Annotated in this window: 14 protein-coding genes and 2 pseudogenes; 4 read left to right on the top strand and 12 right to left on the bottom strand. The window is 51.8% G+C overall.

All coding sequences use genetic code 11. The features are described 5' to 3' along the window. Nucleotides 1-67: 67 nt before the first annotated feature. Nucleotides 68-1,009: a glutaminase A gene (gene glsA, locus RW092_RS21520; protein ID WP_127575437.1), complete on the bottom strand. Its 942-nt coding sequence runs from the start codon at nt 1,007-1,009 to the stop codon at nt 68-70. 58 nt (nt 1,010-1,067) lie between these two features. Then, nucleotides 1,068-1,358 carry an alpha/beta-type small acid-soluble spore protein gene (locus tag RW092_RS21525; RefSeq protein WP_316011244.1) on the bottom strand — a complete coding sequence of 97 codons (291 nt, stop codon included), beginning with the start codon at nt 1,356-1,358 and terminating at the stop codon, nt 1,068-1,070. A 148-nt stretch (nt 1,359-1,506) separates the two neighbouring features. On the opposite strand from RW092_RS21525, the gene RW092_RS21530 reads away from it, so the two are divergent. Beyond that, nucleotides 1,507-2,379 carry a YitT family protein gene (locus RW092_RS21530; RefSeq protein WP_016312239.1) on the top strand — a complete coding sequence of 291 codons (873 nt, stop codon included), beginning with the start codon at nt 1,507-1,509 and terminating at the stop codon, nt 2,377-2,379. A 3-nt stretch (nt 2,380-2,382) separates the two neighbouring features. Here RW092_RS21530 and RW092_RS21535 read toward each other — a convergent pair whose 3' ends face one another. After that, the gene (locus RW092_RS21535; protein ID WP_316011245.1) at nt 2,383-3,429 is read right to left on the bottom strand and encodes an ABC transporter substrate-binding protein; all 1,047 of its coding nucleotides are present in this window, start codon (nt 3,427-3,429) and stop codon (nt 2,383-2,385) included. A 202-nt stretch (nt 3,430-3,631) separates the two neighbouring features. Here RW092_RS21535 and RW092_RS21540 point away from each other — a divergent pair, with 202 nt between their 5' ends. Both RW092_RS21540 and RW092_RS21545 read left to right on the top strand, forming a co-directional pair. After that, nucleotides 3,632-4,612 (top strand): FecCD family ABC transporter permease, encoded by a 981-nt coding sequence (locus tag RW092_RS21540; RefSeq protein WP_085170185.1) that lies wholly within the window; start codon nt 3,632-3,634, stop codon nt 4,610-4,612. Next, nucleotides 4,612-5,661, top strand: coding sequence for a FecCD family ABC transporter permease (locus tag RW092_RS21545; protein WP_316011246.1), 1,050 nt, complete (start codon nt 4,612-4,614; stop codon nt 5,659-5,661). The genes RW092_RS21540 and RW092_RS21545 overlap by 1 nt, the downstream gene beginning before the upstream one ends. Before the next feature lie 300 nt (nt 5,662-5,961). On the opposite strand, the gene RW092_RS21550 is transcribed toward RW092_RS21545, so the two are convergent. The 7 genes and pseudogenes from RW092_RS21550 to RW092_RS21580 form a co-directional block, all read right to left on the bottom strand. Continuing rightward, a complete protein-coding gene (locus RW092_RS21550; RefSeq protein WP_016312243.1) occupies nt 5,962-6,747 on the bottom strand; it encodes an ABC transporter permease in 786 nt (261 codons plus the stop codon). Between the two features lie 7 nt (nt 6,748-6,754). Next, nucleotides 6,755-7,558 (bottom strand): ABC transporter permease, encoded by an 804-nt coding sequence (locus tag RW092_RS21555; protein ID WP_016312244.1) that lies wholly within the window; start codon nt 7,556-7,558, stop codon nt 6,755-6,757. Beyond that, complete coding sequence (locus RW092_RS21560; RefSeq protein ID WP_316011247.1) at nt 7,551-8,609, bottom strand: ABC transporter ATP-binding protein; 1,059 nt, start codon at nt 8,607-8,609, stop codon at nt 7,551-7,553. Before RW092_RS21560 ends, RW092_RS21555 begins: the two co-directional genes overlap by 8 nt. A gap of 235 nt (nt 8,610-8,844) precedes the next feature. Further along, nucleotides 8,845-9,215, bottom strand: a pseudogene (locus RW092_RS21565) (DNA-binding response regulator); the annotation flags it as partial. Continuing rightward, nucleotides 9,178-9,612, bottom strand: a complete 435-nt coding sequence (locus RW092_RS21570; RefSeq protein ID WP_316011248.1) for a hypothetical protein — start codon at nt 9,610-9,612, stop codon at nt 9,178-9,180. The gene RW092_RS21570 and the pseudogene RW092_RS21565, both read right to left, overlap by 38 nt. 238 nt (nt 9,613-9,850) lie before the next feature. Then, complete coding sequence (locus tag RW092_RS21575; RefSeq protein WP_316011249.1) at nt 9,851-10,852, bottom strand: glycerophosphodiester phosphodiesterase family protein; 1,002 nt, start codon at nt 10,850-10,852, stop codon at nt 9,851-9,853. Nucleotides 10,853-10,883: 31 nt separating this feature from the next. Further along, entirely contained in the window at nt 10,884-11,570 is a 687-nt protein-coding gene (locus RW092_RS21580) for an FHA domain-containing protein (protein WP_028538845.1), read from the bottom strand. Nucleotides 11,571-11,771: 201 nt separating this feature from the next. Between RW092_RS21580 and RW092_RS21585 the strand changes: the two genes are divergently transcribed. Then, a complete protein-coding gene (locus RW092_RS21585) occupies nt 11,772-15,101 on the top strand; it encodes a DEAD/DEAH box helicase (protein WP_316011250.1) in 3,330 nt (1,109 codons plus the stop codon). 65 nt (nt 15,102-15,166) lie between these two features. Here RW092_RS21585 and RW092_RS21590 read toward each other — a convergent pair whose 3' ends face one another. Beyond that, nucleotides 15,167-15,559, bottom strand: a complete 393-nt coding sequence (locus RW092_RS21590; protein ID WP_410055564.1) for a discoidin domain-containing protein — start codon at nt 15,557-15,559, stop codon at nt 15,167-15,169. A gap of 30 nt (nt 15,560-15,589) precedes the next feature. After that, nucleotides 15,590-16,744 (bottom strand): annotated as a pseudogene (locus RW092_RS21595) (family 8 glycosyl hydrolase); the annotation flags it as partial.

Here is a 16,744-nt window from a genome sequence, read left to right on the forward strand (position 1 = left end):
AGAGCAATGCACAATTTGTTTTAAAATTGCCCGAAAATTTTGATACACCTAAGTAAGCCCTTTCCTATTAAAATAGGCTCCAATCCAACGTTTGCGATAGCCGTTCTATTAACTGGACGCCTGCGATACTATTACCTTTGGAATTGAGTGCAGGCCCCACCACGCCAATTCCGTAACGTCCAGGCACTAGCGTCAAGATCCCGCCGGATACGCCGCTTTTTGCCGGAAGCCCTGCTTCGATGGCAAATTCTCCGGACCCGTTGTACATTCCACAAGTCACCATAAATGTTTTCGCGATTTGCACATACCGTCGAGGAATCAGCGTCTTGCCCGTCAAGGGGTCCTTCCCGTCAAAGGCCAGAACCAGCGCCATCCGCGCTAAATCCTCACAGCAGACCTTAATTGCACAATGCCGGAAGTAAATGTCCAGCACTTCTTCAACGCCGCAGCCCAATACCCCTTTATCCAACAAAAAATAAGCGATCGATCGATTCAAATGCGCCGTCTTCGATTCGGAAAGATAGACTTCCCTATCGTATTCGAGGTTGGGGTTGCCGGCCAATTCGCGAAAGAATGACAAGATCCGCGCCGATTTCGCCTCCGCATTTTCCCCTTTGATCATGGAAGACACCACGATAGCGCCAGCATTAATTAGCGGATTAAAGGGAATCGCCGGCTGCATCAACTCCAGCTTCATGATGGAGTTAAAGTGATCACCGGTTGGTTCCATGCCGACCTTAGAGAAAACAGCGGATTCCCCATGGTCCATGAGGGCCAGGATCAACGTGAAAACTTTCGAAATGCTCTGCATCGTAAAACTGTCCTGAGCTTCCCCCGCAGAGATCGATCGCCCCTGAGCATCCAGAATATGAATCCCAAGCAAATCTGGCTTCGCCTTGGACAGCTCCGGGATGTACTCCGCAACCTTGCCTGCTGCGCTTGTTTCTCGGCACTCTTCCACCCACTCCTGAAGGTGGAGCTTCAGTTGATCCCATTCACTCACAGCCATGGTGAACCCTCCTGCACGTTCTCTCGTATGAATCGCATCTAGATTTCCGTATCCAACTTTACTGCTGATTGTTTAAGCGTTCTTTCGCCAAGCGAATCATTTCCTTGACCATCGCTCCGCCGATGACACCGCCAACCTTGCCGGCCTTCGCGGTCGTTAAATCACCGTTATCCCCTTCGCGCAGCGGAACGCCTAACGATTGGGCCACTTCATATTTCACATCATCGGGCCGCTCTGGAGGGGCATTGTATTCCTCACGCATCATGACTTCCGCCTTAAACCGGGCCAGGTGTAGTGCCGGGTCCGTCTCTTGACGACCTTTCCCGTTATTCCCTTTTGGTTGTACCATGGATATCCCTCGCTTTCAAGTGAGAATTCTCCAATAAGATTCCCCATCAGCGGTGATATAAGTCATTGTCGATCGTTGTGATAAAAAAGATAATTTTAGCCGATAATCATATCTTAAAAAAACCGTTATCTTTAAGGAAGGCGCAGATATGAATTTGGACCAGTATCGTCCGATGATCGAAAAACCGTTACGAGCATGTTTAAAACCTACGCAGGAGATCGCTGTCATCCTGCTCTCTGCCGTACTCGTAGCTGCAGGGCTCAATTTGTTCCTGATTCCGCATAGACTGCTGTCTGGGGGCGTCACGGGCCTTGCATCCATTATCGTGTATTTAACGGGATGGAATATCTCACTTGTCTACTTTCTACTGAATGTCCCCTTGATTCTATGGGGCTGGAAAGCTGTTGGACGTCGTTATATCGTGCTTAGCTGTATCTCTGTCGTCAGCACCACCTGGTTTATCTCTATCATCCCCGAGGTGCAAGTCACCCGAGATCCAATTCTGGCCGCGGTATTCGGCGGAATCATCTCTGCAGCAGGCATCGGATTTTCACTGCGGGTCGGAGGCTCGACCGGCGGGTTCGATATTCTTGGATCCATCGTCACACGAAAAAAGGACGTCCCCATGGGGAACATCCTCTTTCTGCTTAACGGGCTTGTTATTTTAGTGCTTGGCTTTTTTCAAAGCTGGGATCTCGCCCTATATTCGATGTTGTCGACCTTTGTCAAAGGGAAAGTCGTTGATATGATTCACGTCGGTCATATCAAAGTGACCTGCTTCATCATTACGAAGCGTAAAGATGAAATGCTCTGCCAACTGCGCAAGCTGCATCATGGCATTACCTGCCTCAGTTCTGAGGGCGGATATCACGAAGAGAAAAACTATACCTTGATGACCGTGACAACTAGATACGAGCTCGCTGCCGTCCGTAAAGCGGTCGTGAGTACAGACCCGCACGCGTTCATGAATGTAGTCGAATCCACAGAGATTGTTGGACGTTTTTCAAGGCCGGTTCAATAGTGACTACTTTTCAATCTCATAAAATTTGTACAAGTCGTCCAGCATCAAGTTGGCTGCTTTGATCCCACCAGCGGTATTCCAGATGGCGTCGTCCACTTTGTAGGCTTGGCCGTTCTTGACGGCGCTCAGATTGTTCCATAACGGATCGTTAGTCCAATCCTTCTCGGTTTGGCTGGCATTGCCGTTGCCGGTTTCGTACGTGAAGTAGAAAATTCGATCGGCGTCTACTTCAGGCAGCCGTTCCTTGGTGATTTCATCAACAAACGTATCCTTCGCATTTAGAGTCATGGCATTTCGGGCAATACCCAGCTGTTCAAAAATAATCCCCGAGAACGTATTCGTGTGGTACACACGGGTCTTCCCGTCCATAAAGCGAACGACGGATACCGTTTCGTTCAACTTGTCTCCGGCTTTAGCTTTAAAATCAGCAATTCGTGCGTCGAAGTCAGCCAGCAACTCATCCCCTTTATCGGTGAGTCCCAAGGCTTCGGCGTACAATTTAAAGTTGTTCATCCAGTTGCCGCGCAAGTCCTCGGACATCACGGTAGGGGCAATCGCCTGCAGTTGCTCATATACTTTCTCCTGACGCATCTTGTTCCCTATAATTAGATCAGGCTTCAGGCCAGCGATCAGCTCAAGGTTCGGCTGGCTTTCCTCACCAACTACCGTTACGCCCTCCATCTCGTCCTGAATATGTGGATACCACGGATCCCCGAGCCAGGAGCGCACGGCTCCGACCGGCTTAATTCCCAGTGCTAATAGCGCTTCCGTACCTTCGTTTGTCAAGACCACAACTTTTTGCGGGGTACCTGTAATTTCCGTTTCCCCCATCGCATGCTTCACAACCCGTTTGCCATCTGCCGCGGCGTTCGTGCTGTTGTCTGCCGTCTGGTTCTCGGTTGCCGCGCTTCCGTTGGTATCGGTATTGTTGGACGATCCTTGCGTATTGCTATTCCCACATCCCGCAACAACGAGTGCCAGCGCCATAACCGCGAAAGCCCATAAGACTAAGCGCCTGCGGTTTGTTTTTTGGGTATGAGTATGGTTCATGATCCTTCTCCCCTTTTGTCATTTTAATGTTCTCTTTGAGTGATAATGATTATCATCTTCATGAATATAGGACATCCCCCTTTAGTTTGTCAATACAATTACAATTAAGAATGATTATCAGCCTCATTGACAGACTCTTCCCTATCTTCTAAGATTTAAAGGTCATTATTATTTTGATCTAGAAAGTGGGTAATCTAGTCCGATGAAAGGTTTAGGCTTGTTGATTTGTGCGCTGGTATTAGCCGCAGCCGTCGTATGCAGTATCAGCTTTGGCGTGACGGACATCCCATTTTCTACCGTCTGGGAATCCTTTGTCCATCCGAACGGAAGCAATGAACACCTGCTCATTCAGACGGCCCGTGTACCGCGTGCTTTGATCGCTGCCTCCGTCGGTGCCTGCCTCGCCGTTGCGGGCGCATTGATGCAAGTCATCACCCGCAACCCCATCGCTTCGCCCAGCACGTTGGGCGTAAATTCTGGGGCTGCTTTCTTTATTATCTTGGCCTCGGGTTGGCTTGGCTTATCGGGGATTCAAGCCTTAACCTGGGTCGCCTTGATCGGAGCTGCGCTTAGTGGAGCGGTCGTATTTCTTCTCGGCAGCCTGGGTCGAGACGGCATGACGCCGATCAAGATCACGTTGGCAGGGGCTTCGATGGCAGCGTTTTTTTATTCGTTGACTCAAGGGCTTATGCTCTCCGACGGGAAGATGTTCGATCAGGTGCTCGTCTGGCTCGTAGGATCTGTGACCGGGCGCGGGACGGAGCAGTTGCTGAACGTCCTTCCTTATATGGGAATCGGCTTGGTTCTTGCTCTCATGCTCGCTAGACAACTTAACGTATTGGCGATGGGCGAAACCGTTGCGCAAGGACTGGGCCAACGTACGGGCTTAATTAAAGCGTTAGCCGCTGCAGCCGTCATCCTGCTCGCCGGCGGCTCTGTTGCTGTTGCTGGACCTATCGCCTTCGTTGGCATTATCATCCCGCATATCATTCGGCATTTTGTCGGGACAGATCATCGTTGGATATTACCCTATTGTGCCTTGACGGGGGCCATCCTGCTCGTATCGGCCGACATCGGCTCCAGATACATCGCCATGCCTAAGGAAATTCCGGTAGGCGTGATGACAGCAATCTTGGGGGTTCCGTTCTTCGTATACATCGCAAGAAGAGGGGTGAAGAACTGATGGCTAAATCCAACAAAGCTGCATCGCTCCCGGTCCCTTCGTCGCATCGGGCCAGAAGAAGCAGAACCCTCTGGATCTGCCTGCTCCTCGCTATCCTATGTATCGTCATGATGATTATCAGCGTAGGGGTCAGCAGCCAATATCTCCCGCCGATGACCGTCTTGAAGGCCTTGTTTGGCATGGCCGAGCCGGGAGAACAAGTCATCGTCGTGAATCTCCGTCTGCCGAGAATTCTCATTGCTGTGCTGGTTGGCGCTTCCTTGGCCGTGGCCGGGGCGATCCTGCAAGGCGTAATCCGAAATCCGCTTGCTTCCCCCGATGTCGCGGGAATTACGGAAGGAGCTTCGCTCGGCGCGATTTTGTTTATCTATGTGTTTCAAGGCACGATTTCAATCCATTGGATGCCGCTGGCATCCATCCTTGGCGCTTTCTTCATTACCGCGCTCTTATATGTACTTGCTTGGAAAAAAGGAGCCTCCCCGCTGCGGATCATCCTCATCGGGATCGGGGTATCTGCCGCGATCAAGTCGTTCTCGTATATGCTGATCATCTCCGGACCGATGCAGCTGGCGAATCAGTCACTCACGTTTATGACCGGCAGCATTTACGGCGTCTCCTGGGATAACGATGTGCTGACGCTGCTGCCTTGGACGACCGTGCTGCTCGTTCTCACTTGGCTGCAAGCCCGCCAAGTCAACATTCAAGCACTGGGTGACGACATCGCCGCCAGCGTGGGCTCCCGCGTTCAGCTGCAGCGTTTGCTTCTGATCGTGCTCAGCGTTTCGCTGGCAGGATCTGCGGTAGCCATCGGTGGAGCCATCTCCTTTATCGGGCTGATGGCGCCGCATATGGCTCGCAGGCTGACCGGGCCGTCCTTCTCCGGCGTGCTCCCGGTCAGCGCGCTGCTCGGCGCATTGATCCTGCTCGTGGCAGATCTGATTGCGCGCACGGCTTTTTTGCCGCGGGACGTGCCGGCAGGCGTGTTGACCGCTGCGATTGGCGCGCCGTTCTTTATGGTTCTGCTGTATAAGAACCGGAACCGGTTCTGATTCGCGAGCAGGCTGCTTGTTCTGCCGGCGCCCCCTGTCTTTGCGGCCAACTGCAAAAGTACATTTGAAACAGCCCTAAACCCACGGTTTAGGACGATAAAATGTAAAAGTGCAGTTAGAAACGAAGATTTCTCGTAAATCGACTCCAAATGCCGGAAAGGAACTGTACTTTTACATCTAAATCACGAAAATAGCCTGTTTCTGCAAAAATGAACTGCACTTTTGCAGTTGAAGCAGCTGACGAGAACGAACATAAGCCGGTGCCCCATGAAGGGACGCCGGCTTTATTCATACTAATGTTTACGATCCAGCCCCGCGATATCGCTTAACCCCATAATTCCATGCGGTCAGGCCAATCGCTAAGAATACGATGCCAACCAGCGGGGTGAGCCACGCCATCCGCCACATCTCCTCGCGCTCCAGGAACAATGAAGCCGGATAGACGCCAACAAAGGCAAACGGCAGGATCCAGGTCAGCAGCACTTGAATCGCCCGGTTGTAAATCGTCACTGGATAGCGCCCGTACCCCTGCACGTTGTACATCAGCGGCAAGATCCCGGTTGGCGCATCCGAATAAAACGACAAGGACGTCAACGTCGTGTAGATGCCCGTGTATATCGCTACAGCGCTAATCGTAAACAATAGCAGCACAGGAATCGTCCACCACTCGAAGCTAAGCCCCAACTGCCCGCCGCTGATCAGCATAATGATGCCCCCAATGATCGAGCCGACGAGAGCTGGCGGATCTACGTTTTCCAGGAAGATCTGGAACAGATTATACGCCGGACGCGTCATAATCCGGTCCATCTCCCCCTTCACAATGTACCGCTCACTGAAGTTCCACAGGTTGACGAAGCAGCTAAACACACCAAACGGCACCATAAAGAAACCGTAAACGAACACCACTTCGCTTTCACTCCAACCGCCCAAGCTGTTGGTGTGCATAAAGATCACAAAGATAAAGATCAGGTTGGTTGCCTGAAACAACAGATCGGAAATGACCTCCACCCAAAAGTCGGCGCGGTAGGTCATGCGGGTTTTCATGTAATTTTTCAAGTATTCGCCCATGAGGCCTAAGTAGTACATGCTTCCCTTAACCTCCTTGCACGAACAGGCGTTTCCGCGAAGCACGGTACAGCCCAATCATCGGAATGAGCAGAATCAAGAACCAGATCACCTGAATGCCAAGCACGTTCCAGATCGAAGCGCCTTGAATTCGGCCGGTAAAGACCGAACCCGGCAAATAGGTAATCGCCTGAAAAGGCAGGAACGACATGATGCCGCCCAGCCAGGCCGGGAATAAGCTGATCGGGATAATCAGGCCGGAGAACAAATCCACAACCACCCGTTTCATACGCATAAACCCTTCGTTATTTTCCACGAAAAAAGACATCAATCCCGTAATCACGTTCAGCTGCGAATTGATCAAGAAGCTGAAGAACAACATCACCAGGAACCCTGCCCAAGCGCTTAATTCAGTTGGCAATTTGACCGGAAAGAGCACCATCGCAATCGCCATGCCCGGGATCATCAGCATCATGAAGCGGAACATCCCTTCGCCAAGTCCTTGCATCATTTTGACGATCAGGTAGTTATAAGGGCGGATAAATTGAATTGCAATGCTTCCATCTCGAATATCCGTGGAGATTTCACGATCCAGATTATTAAAATAAAACGCCCGAGCCATCCAGGATACGGCCAGGTAGGTCGTCATCTGTGAAGCGGTGAAACCGCCAAGCTCGCCGCCGTCGCCGTAAATCGCCTTCCACGTAAAATAATAAACCCCGATGTTCAAGGAATAGATCAGAATGCCCGAATAATAGTTCACCCGATACGCCAGCATTGTCAAAAAACGGATGCGGATAAAATCGAGATAGGCCCCCCACTGGTTAGACATGGATGACTGCACCTTCTTTGCTCTCCACTTCCGCTTCAGAGTTCGCCGGTTTGTCCGCCGAGCCGGATTGGTAAATGCTGCGGACGATTTCGTCGGTGTTGGTTTCGATAATTTTGATATCGGTGATGTCCGCTTGGCCGACCACTTGACCCAATACCTCGGAGACACCGATATCCCGCGGAATCCAGACCTTGGCGTTCAGGTCATTCTCAGCCGTCCAGATGACGGGAAGCGTGCCCGTCCAGCTCCGCAATTGATCGAGCTTGGTGGCTGTTCCGAACTGGAATAAGACTTCCTTGCCCGTCCCCCAGCGGTCCTTCAACTCCTCTAAGCCGCCGTCGTAAATGATCCGCCCGTCGTCGAGCATGATGACGCGGGAGCAAAGTGCCTCGATATCCTGCAGGTCATGGGTTGTCAGCAAGATCGTTGTTCCGTGGTCGCGGTTCATATCTTTAAGAAAATCGCGAATTTCCGATTTGACTACGATGTCGAGACCAATCGTCGGCTCGTCCAGGAAGACGATCGACGGGTTGTGCAGCAGCGCCGCGACCAGCTCACAGCGCATCCGTTGGCCTAGACTGAGCTTACGTACCGGACGGTTCAGCAAATCCTGCAGCTGAAGGCGCTCCACCAGCTCGTCTAGGCGTTTCTTATAATCGGCTTGCGGCACGCGATATACCTTACGCAGCAGTTCAAACGACTCGATGACGCCGATATCCCACCAAAGCTGGCTGCGCTGGCCAAAGACGACGCCAATATGCTGCACGAACTTATCGCGCTCAGCGTATGGCACGAAGCCGCCAACCTTCAAATGTCCCGACGTCGGCACCAAAATACCAGTCAGCATTTTGATGGTGGTCGATTTTCCGGCTCCGTTTTCCCCGATATATCCGCAGATCTCTCCCTCTGGAATCTGAAAAGAAATATCTTTCACGGCGGCCACTTCGTTGTATTCCCGCTTAAATAAATCAAGAAAGGCCCCTTTGAGGCCTTCGCGGTTTTTCTGCACCTTAAAAGTCTTGCGCAAATCGCGCACTTCAATGGCAGCCATGCTGTATCCCTCGCTTTTTTGAATCAATTTATGAGTCCGCTAAAGATTATATAGTAACTTCCAACAAAGCACCACCCCCAAGGGACGAGGGTTTATAGATCCATACGTCATCATTATCCCTTTGGGTCAGAGAGCAAGAAGAAACACCAACTCTCCGCAAACTCACAGAGGTTTTTGCTCCCTTAACGAAAGGGATAATCCTGTAAAAGAAGCAGCAAAACGGTCATAGGCATATCTACAAATTAAAGCGGTAGCCAACGCCCCAAATCGTCTCGATATATTGCGGCTGCGAAGGGTCCTGCTCAATTTTTCCCGAAGCTTGCTGATGTAGACGGTGACGGTGGCCAGATCGCCCAGCGAATCCATCCCCCAGATCTTCTCAAACAGATCATCCTTGGAAAATACCCGGTTTGGATGCAACGCCAAAAAGAGCAGCATTTGTCAATGCGCAAGCCACGGATCTGCAGCTCGTCCTTCCTTGTTCGCAGAGACCATGAGAATTGGAATATCCCTGGCTTCACGAACTTGCTTGCAGATCTCAAAACCGTCCACGCCCGGCAGCATCAGATCAAGTACAAGCAAATCGTAAGGCTCCGCAAGTGCAAGTATTGTTGTCCCCACGCCAAGCTGACTGTCCGCCGTTATTGGCAATATTCATCAGCACTCGCTTCAGCGTCAAGCCCGTCATCTCCAGCACCTCATCGATTCGTGAAAGTGGTAACTCCAGATAGCAACGTGCGGCTTGGCGAAGGTTCTGCCTTCCGGTCATATAGTCGTACGCATCCGCCGCCTCAATGACGCAGCCTACTTGGGCCATAGCCTGCTCATCGGTCACCACGAGGCTACCTTGGTTCGTTAAGCTGGATGCAGCATGCGTATGCTTGATAGCGGCTTTATACGTTTCATACCCGTTCGTTCCAGCCATAGCGGACAACCCGCTGCCGAGCAGTAAGGCTGCTCCAATCCCGAATACCGCTCCGCGCTTGATCCATTTTGAGTTCATCTTCAACTTCCTTTCCCTTTGTTTTGTCTCACCTTCCTAAGCTTAGCCCCCGGGTCTAAATTGCTTCTAAACGAAATCTAAAAAAAGTGTAAAAAAGCCGGCTCAATGTCTATGGAAAGACATCAAGCCGGCCATGAAGTCAGTAATTATAGAGATTTTAAGATATTTCGTATGACTCAAGTGTAAAGAGGAAGATCACTGACAGATGTATTTCTTCCTCTTAAAGGTTGTTTCGTCCTCAATTGTCCATCCTAGTTCCAGTTTGAACCGCCTTAGCGATTCGGTCGACTCGGTTCGTCCAGATCCAGCCGCTGTATCCGGCGGGCAGGCGCTTCACGTCTTCCAATGTATCGAAGCCGCTGGAGAAATCACTGCCGTCCCCTCCGACGATAACAACGCGGGTGTTCGCTCGCTCCATACGGCTTAGGAATTTATCCGGCCAGCCCCACAGCCAAGGCGCGATTTTCTCAGGGATGTGCAGCTCGGTGTTTCGGCAAGCATCAGGGATGTACCCTGTCCAGCCGGAAGCCTCATACGAGAGCAGACATTGCTTTAACGTTGCCTTGGACATGACCCGCAGGTCCGGCAGGCGCTCCTTCAAGACCGCAATGGGCAGATCGCCGCCATAAACGGTTATCCCGTCCCGCTCCTCCTTCTTTAACGTAGACAGGTATGCCGCAAGCTGCTTCCCTTCCTCGGGGTCATCACTTTTGATGTGCAGTAGCAGCGCCTTGCCGGGAAAATGCTCCACCACTTCAGGTAACGATGGCATCAGCCCAACCCCTTTGCCGCGAAACGGATACGTCTTGCCTTGATCGGCGGTATATCCGTACCCGATATCCAACATTTTCAGCTCCGCCATCGTATAGTCTTTCGTTGTGCCTTCCGCATTGGTCCGGCAATCCAACGTCCAATCATGGAACACGGCAAACTGCCCGTCCTTGGTTGGCTTCAGATCCAATTCCACCATATCAGCCCCGGCTGCAAAAGCGGCTTCCATAGATGGCAAGGTGTTCTCCAGAAACTCGTGCTCCGGTTCATATATCCGTTCCGCTGTGCACGTATCGTTCTCGATCCCCTCCATCGGGAAGGTTTGCGCCAGACCACGATGCGCCAGCAGCTTAGGTTCCCCGCCCTGAGCTGCGGTCAGATGAGGCGTATTGTTCAAGTAAACAAAAGCAATAAGGGCAAGCAATATCCATAGCGTTCTGCTTCTATATATCTTCCTGATCTTGCTCAAGCCAGTCTCCCCCGATCCTTCCTAACCCGTCCTATTCTGTCTCTAAAATATATCCGCTCCCCCGGATCGCATTGATCTGGAACGTATCGCGTCCATATTTCTTGCGAATCCGATAAATTAATGTCGTTAATTCATCGATCGTCACATCCGGTAACCCGTCAGGACCAGGATTACGGTCATACCACACCGTCTGCTTAATCTCACGGATCGTCACCAGACGGTTCGCGTGATCATGAAGCAGCTGCAGCAGCAAATATTCTTTTTCCGACATCGAAATTTTGACGCCGTTCACAATGCATTCCCGTTTCTCCCAATGGATCGTCACCGCTCCCTCAGTCGTCTCCGAATGCGTTGATTCATGTACGGGCTCAAACTCCAGCGTTTGTTCTCCAGGCGAATAAGAGAAATGCAGTACACAGGTGCCACGCGCCAATTTCAGGATATCATTCGTTTCAAGCACATAAGGGGCATGCGGGATCATCCGGACCCCGTTCAGTTCCGTCCCATGACGGCTCCCCAGATCGTAGGCGACAGCACGGTCCCCTTCTTTCCGAATCATTAGATGTTTACGAGAAATAAAGATATTCGTAAAGGCCATATCCGGAAAACTCTCGGAAGACGTCCGACCGATTTCCGTCGTCTCTTGATCCAGGTAGATGCAGGTTCCCGGACGAAACGGGTCCCCGCGAAGAATATAAATACAGGCAAAGGTATCCATACCTAAGCTCCCTCCATTTTCTATACCATCATCATCTTATCTTAAGGGACGTCTTAAGAATATAGCAACCGCAGTGATATTATCCTCACAGCAGGCTGATTTCAACGCTCGTTTTTCAATAGTCGATTTTCTGTTATCATAGGGGGAGAACAAAAGGCGAACACCTGACGAACGGAAATTATACGAGAAAGGAATCCGTGCATGAGTTTTCAGTTAACGGAGCGCGTCATTAAATTGCTATGCGGCCGAATCGCTTACGAGCGTGGAGAAGCATATTACCGGACCGGGAAAGTGGCCTTTCTCCGGATGGACCACGGCTCCCGTGTCTATGAAGCGGCAGTGTCTGGAACCGGACACTATCATGTGTCGCTGCAAATCGATGAACACGGCGACGTGCATGCGGAATGCAACTGTCCCGCCTTCTATTCCTATAACAACTATTGCAAGCATATTGCCGCCGTCTTGCTGGGGGTTCATGACATGCTGCAAGGCGGTAAGGCGCCGGTTCGTCCGTTTCCGTCTCTGCTGCGGCAGCAGGATGACCTTCTAGATTCAATGGACGACGATCGCAATGGATCCTACGGCCTGATCCAGCGTAAACAACCTGGGGACATCCCTTCCCGCGATATCTGGATCGCCCGTGATATGATGCGCTTGTTTGAAGAGACTGCCCCGCCGCCGCTGCGGACTGGACTAAGGTTTGATCAGCGGACGCCGCTGGAGGTGGAATTTACACTCCATCCGGTGCCGTACGGCTACCGTAAGTACTTGTTCGGTCTGGAGCTGAAGATCGGCGAGAAGCGTCTGTATATCGTCAAGAACATTCGGGATTTTCTCGATAAAATCTCACGCGGCGAGCCATACAGCTTCACCAAACATTTCAACTACGACCCGGAACGTTACGCCTTTCGGCCGGAGGATGAAGCGATCCTGCAGAAGCTGGCGGAAATCCAACGCAATGAGCAGATGTTTCACGAGAGCCTCGGAGGATACTCCCTTAAATCGAATGGGGTTTCCGATCGACTGTTACCGGTGCCGCCTGTCTTTTGGGACGATCTGCTGCCGCTGCTCACCCAAGCTCCGCTCGTGCAATTGGAGCAAGATGGCCGCATCTGGCCGGGGCTTGAAGTGGCAGACGGGCCGCTGCCACTTAGCTTTCAACTCGGCCAAGCCGGGGACGAGAGCTATCAGTTTTCCGCCCAGGGCCTGGATGATGTTCTGGTCATGGACGTCTATGGCATCATTTTATCGGAAGGTAAGCTGATCCGCCTCTCGCCCGCGCAAACTCGCCGGCTCGCTGAATTAAAACATATGATGATTACTGCGCGGAAACCGTATATCCTGATCTCTCCAGACCAGATCGAGCCCTTTGTTGAACGGGTGCTGCCCGGGTTGACAAAGTTCGGAACTATCCACGTCGAGGAAAAGGTCGCCAGCCGTATGGTACGGACCCAGCTGAAAGCCCGGCTGTACCTTGATCGGGTTAAGGACCGGCTCCTGGCGGGCTTGGAATTCCAATACGGTGATATCGTGTTTAACCCCTTGGATGATCATGGTCCCAAGCGAGGTACGGATTTAATCTTGCTGCGCGATACTGAGAAGGAACGGGAGATTATAAATCTGTTGGATTCCGGCTACATGACCCGAACCGAAAGCGCCTATTTCCTCGATGATGAGGAGGCGGAATACGAATTTCTGTATCATGTCGTGCCAGAACTGGAGAAGCTCGTGGACATATATGCTACCTCGGCAGTCAAGACCCGGCTCATCACCGACCTTCGACCGCCGAAAATATCCGTGGAGCTCGACGAGCGTACGGATTGGCTGGAGTTTCGCTTCAGCATGACCGGGATCGGTGATTCGGAAATCCGCGGATTGCTTCAGGCACTGGAGGAGAAGCGCAAATACTACCGGTTGCCAAACGGTGCATTAATGCCGCTTGAAAGCGAGGAGTTTCAGGAGATCGTCAAGTTCCTGAACGAATTTGGCTTGCGCCAAAGCGATATCCGCGGGCCGGAATTCCGTGTACCAGTGATCCGCGGATTGCATATCCAGGAAGACCGTGGACAAGGCCCAGTGAAGCTGGGCAAATCGTACCGCGATCTGCTGCATAACCTGCAGCATCCTAACCATCTGGACTTTCCGGTGCCGCCACAGCTCTCCGATGTACTTCGCGACTACCAGGTTTACGGTTATCAGTGGCTTAAGACACTGGCCTACTATCGCTTCGGCGGCATTCTTGCCGATGATATGGGGCTTGGAAAGACGCTGCAAAGCGTCGCTTTTCTCATATCGGTGCTGCCGGAGATTGCGGAGACTGGACAGCCGGCGTTGATCGTCTGCCCTGCTTCCCTGGTGTACAACTGGCGGAACGAGCTGACGAAATTCGCACCAAACATTAAGGCGGTAATCGCCGACGGAAGTAAAGCTGAACGGGTGCGAACCTTGCGCGAGGCGTCGCAAGCGGATGTAGTGATCACCTCCTATCCACTGCTGCGCCGCGATATTGAGCAGTTCGCTGAACTGGCGTTCCATACACTGATTTTGGACGAGGCTCAAAGCTTCAAAAATCACGCCAGCCAAACGGCCCAAGCCGTGAAGAGCTTGCAAGCCAAGTACCGGTTCGCCTTAACCGGCACTCCGGTAGAGAACTCGCTGGAAGAGTTATGGTCGATTTTTAGCGCCGTCTTTCCAGAGTTATTCCCTAGTCGCCAGGCGTTTAACGATTTGTCCCGGGAGACGGTAGCCAAACGCATCCGCCCTTTCGTCCTGCGCCGGCTGAAAACCGACGTGCTGAAGGAGCTGCCGAAAAAAATCGAGTCCCTTCAACCTTCTGAGCTGCTGCCGGAACAGAAGAAGCTGTACCTGGCCTACTTGGCCAAGCTGCAGCAGGAGACGCTTAAGCATTTGGATGACGACACGTTCGGGCAGAACCGTATTCGCATTTTGGCTGGCTTAACCCGGCTGCGCCAGCTATGCTGCCATCCGGCCTTATTCGTTGACGGCTATGACGGCGGTTCAGCGAAGTTTGACCAACTGATGGAAATGATCGAAGAATGCCAAAGCGCCGGCAAACGCATACTGATCTTCTCCCAATTTACGGAGATGCTCGGATTGATTGGCCGAGAGCTGGGCTACCGAGGGATGCCTTTCTTTTATCTCGATGGGAAGACGCCAGCTGCCGAACGGGTAGAGTTATGCGATCGCTTTAACGACGGGGAACGCGATTTGTTTCTCATCTCGCTGAAGGCCGGAGGCACTGGCCTGAACTTAACCGGTGCGGATACCGTCATTCTTTATGATCTATGGTGGAATCCTGCGGTCGAACAACAGGCGGCAGATCGGGCCTATCGGATCGGGCAGAAGAATATCGTACATGTCATTCGCATGGTTGCCCAAGGCACCGTGGAAGACAAAATGTACGAGCTGCAGCAGAAGAAAAAGCACCTCGTCGAAGAGGTGCTGAAGCCTGGACAAGAGGCCATTTCCGCGCTGACCGAGCAAGAAATTCGCGAAATCTTGATGATCTAATCTGTAACTTAAAAAAGGGATCGGAAGCTCCGAATCATTTCGGCAGTTCCTGTCCCTTCTTCATTTCACTGACCTGTCACTTCAAACTCGTAAAGGGAATACCCGTAAGGTGTCCCCCGCTCGATGCCATACATGCGGACATATCTTGCCGGCTGCGGCGAAAGCGGGATTTCATCAAGTCCTCCATCTCCGCTTGAAGTCGAATATACTTCCTGCCAATGCTCTGGCGCTCCGCTGTCCGTGGAGATTTCAATCTTGTACCGCTTGGCGTATGCCACCTCCCACCGCAGCTTGACGCCGGTGATTTGATGTACGGCACCCAGATCAACGTAAATCCATTCCGGATCGGTCCCCTCGCGACTGGCCCAGCGCGTCATCTGGTTGCCGTCTACCGCCTTGTCCGGTACAAACCCCACGCCTTCCATTGTGCTGGATACCGCTGTTTTATTCAGGGCCAGATTCGGAGCTTCCGGTACAGTTGCCCCGCCGGGCTTCCACCAATTCCCCGATAGGAACAGCAAGTTCAGCAAATTGTAGGTATCGCTGAAGTAATCCTCTTTCTTATTCTTCATCCAGTCCCAGCCCGCATTCACCCAAGCTTGATGATTGGAATTCGCCGTTCCCGCCGAGATGAACGGAGCGACAAATACCGCTGTGGCATAATTTCCTATGGCTGTGCCGTCCAGCTTGTAGCCATTTTTGATATTTGCAGGTGCACCGCCGGTTTTCGTTTTGATCCAGCTCACCATTTTGTCGGCGAGCGCTTTCGCTCTGGTATCGCCGTATAACGCATAATCCATAACGATGCGCAGCGGTACACGGCTTGCATTATAGTAATATTGATTCGTTTCTTTGAACTCATCCAGATACCACTCTGGCGCAGGTCTTGGCGGGTTACCCACCACAAAGTCAGAGATCAGTCCGGTATTCGGAGAATATGTTGCGCTAAACTGTTGATACACGTCGTACAAATGATCTATCACATGAATCCAAGTCTCATCCCCTGTGACCTCATAAAAAGCGCGCAAATGACTGAGCATCCAGTCCGACGGCCGCGTATTCAGCGCATCCTTACCGTCCCAATCTCCAAGATTAAGCCGATAACCAGATGTAACATAGCTTGCTTTAATGCCGTTGGTAATCATTTTTTTCGCTTCTTGCAAATAGTTGATCGCCCCGCCCGAGCCCCACTGGTTGTGAGCTAAAATCAACGAATAAGCGATGTCCAAATCACCGTCGGTAGCTGAGCCAAAATGGCCTTGAGCGGCTTTGCTGTCCGCTACTACCCAGCCCATCAAATTCGGGTTTCCGCTGCTCTTATATGTACGTGCCGTCTTAAACAATCCGTCATAAATCGTCTTGGCGTTCGGATCATAACCTGCCATCAGCACGGTGATGATCATGCCATAGCCCTGACCTTCGGAGGAACCAAGCGCGGTAAACCCGTCGGGATCTCCCGTAATGTTGCCCTTCACATAGTAACCGCCGGGCAAAGAAGACAAATTGTTGCGAAGATAAGTCGCTTTCCAATAATCGTAATATGACGCCACAGCCTGATTCATCGCGGCTTGGGTGACGTGGCTTGGCTTGATGATTCCCGGATAGCTGATCTGCTGCGGGAACGGCTTCATTTCCCCTGCGGC

This window comes from Paenibacillus sp. 3LSP (genome assembly GCF_032465655.1).
GTDB lineage: Bacteria > Bacillota > Bacilli > Paenibacillales > Paenibacillaceae > Fontibacillus > Fontibacillus barengoltzii.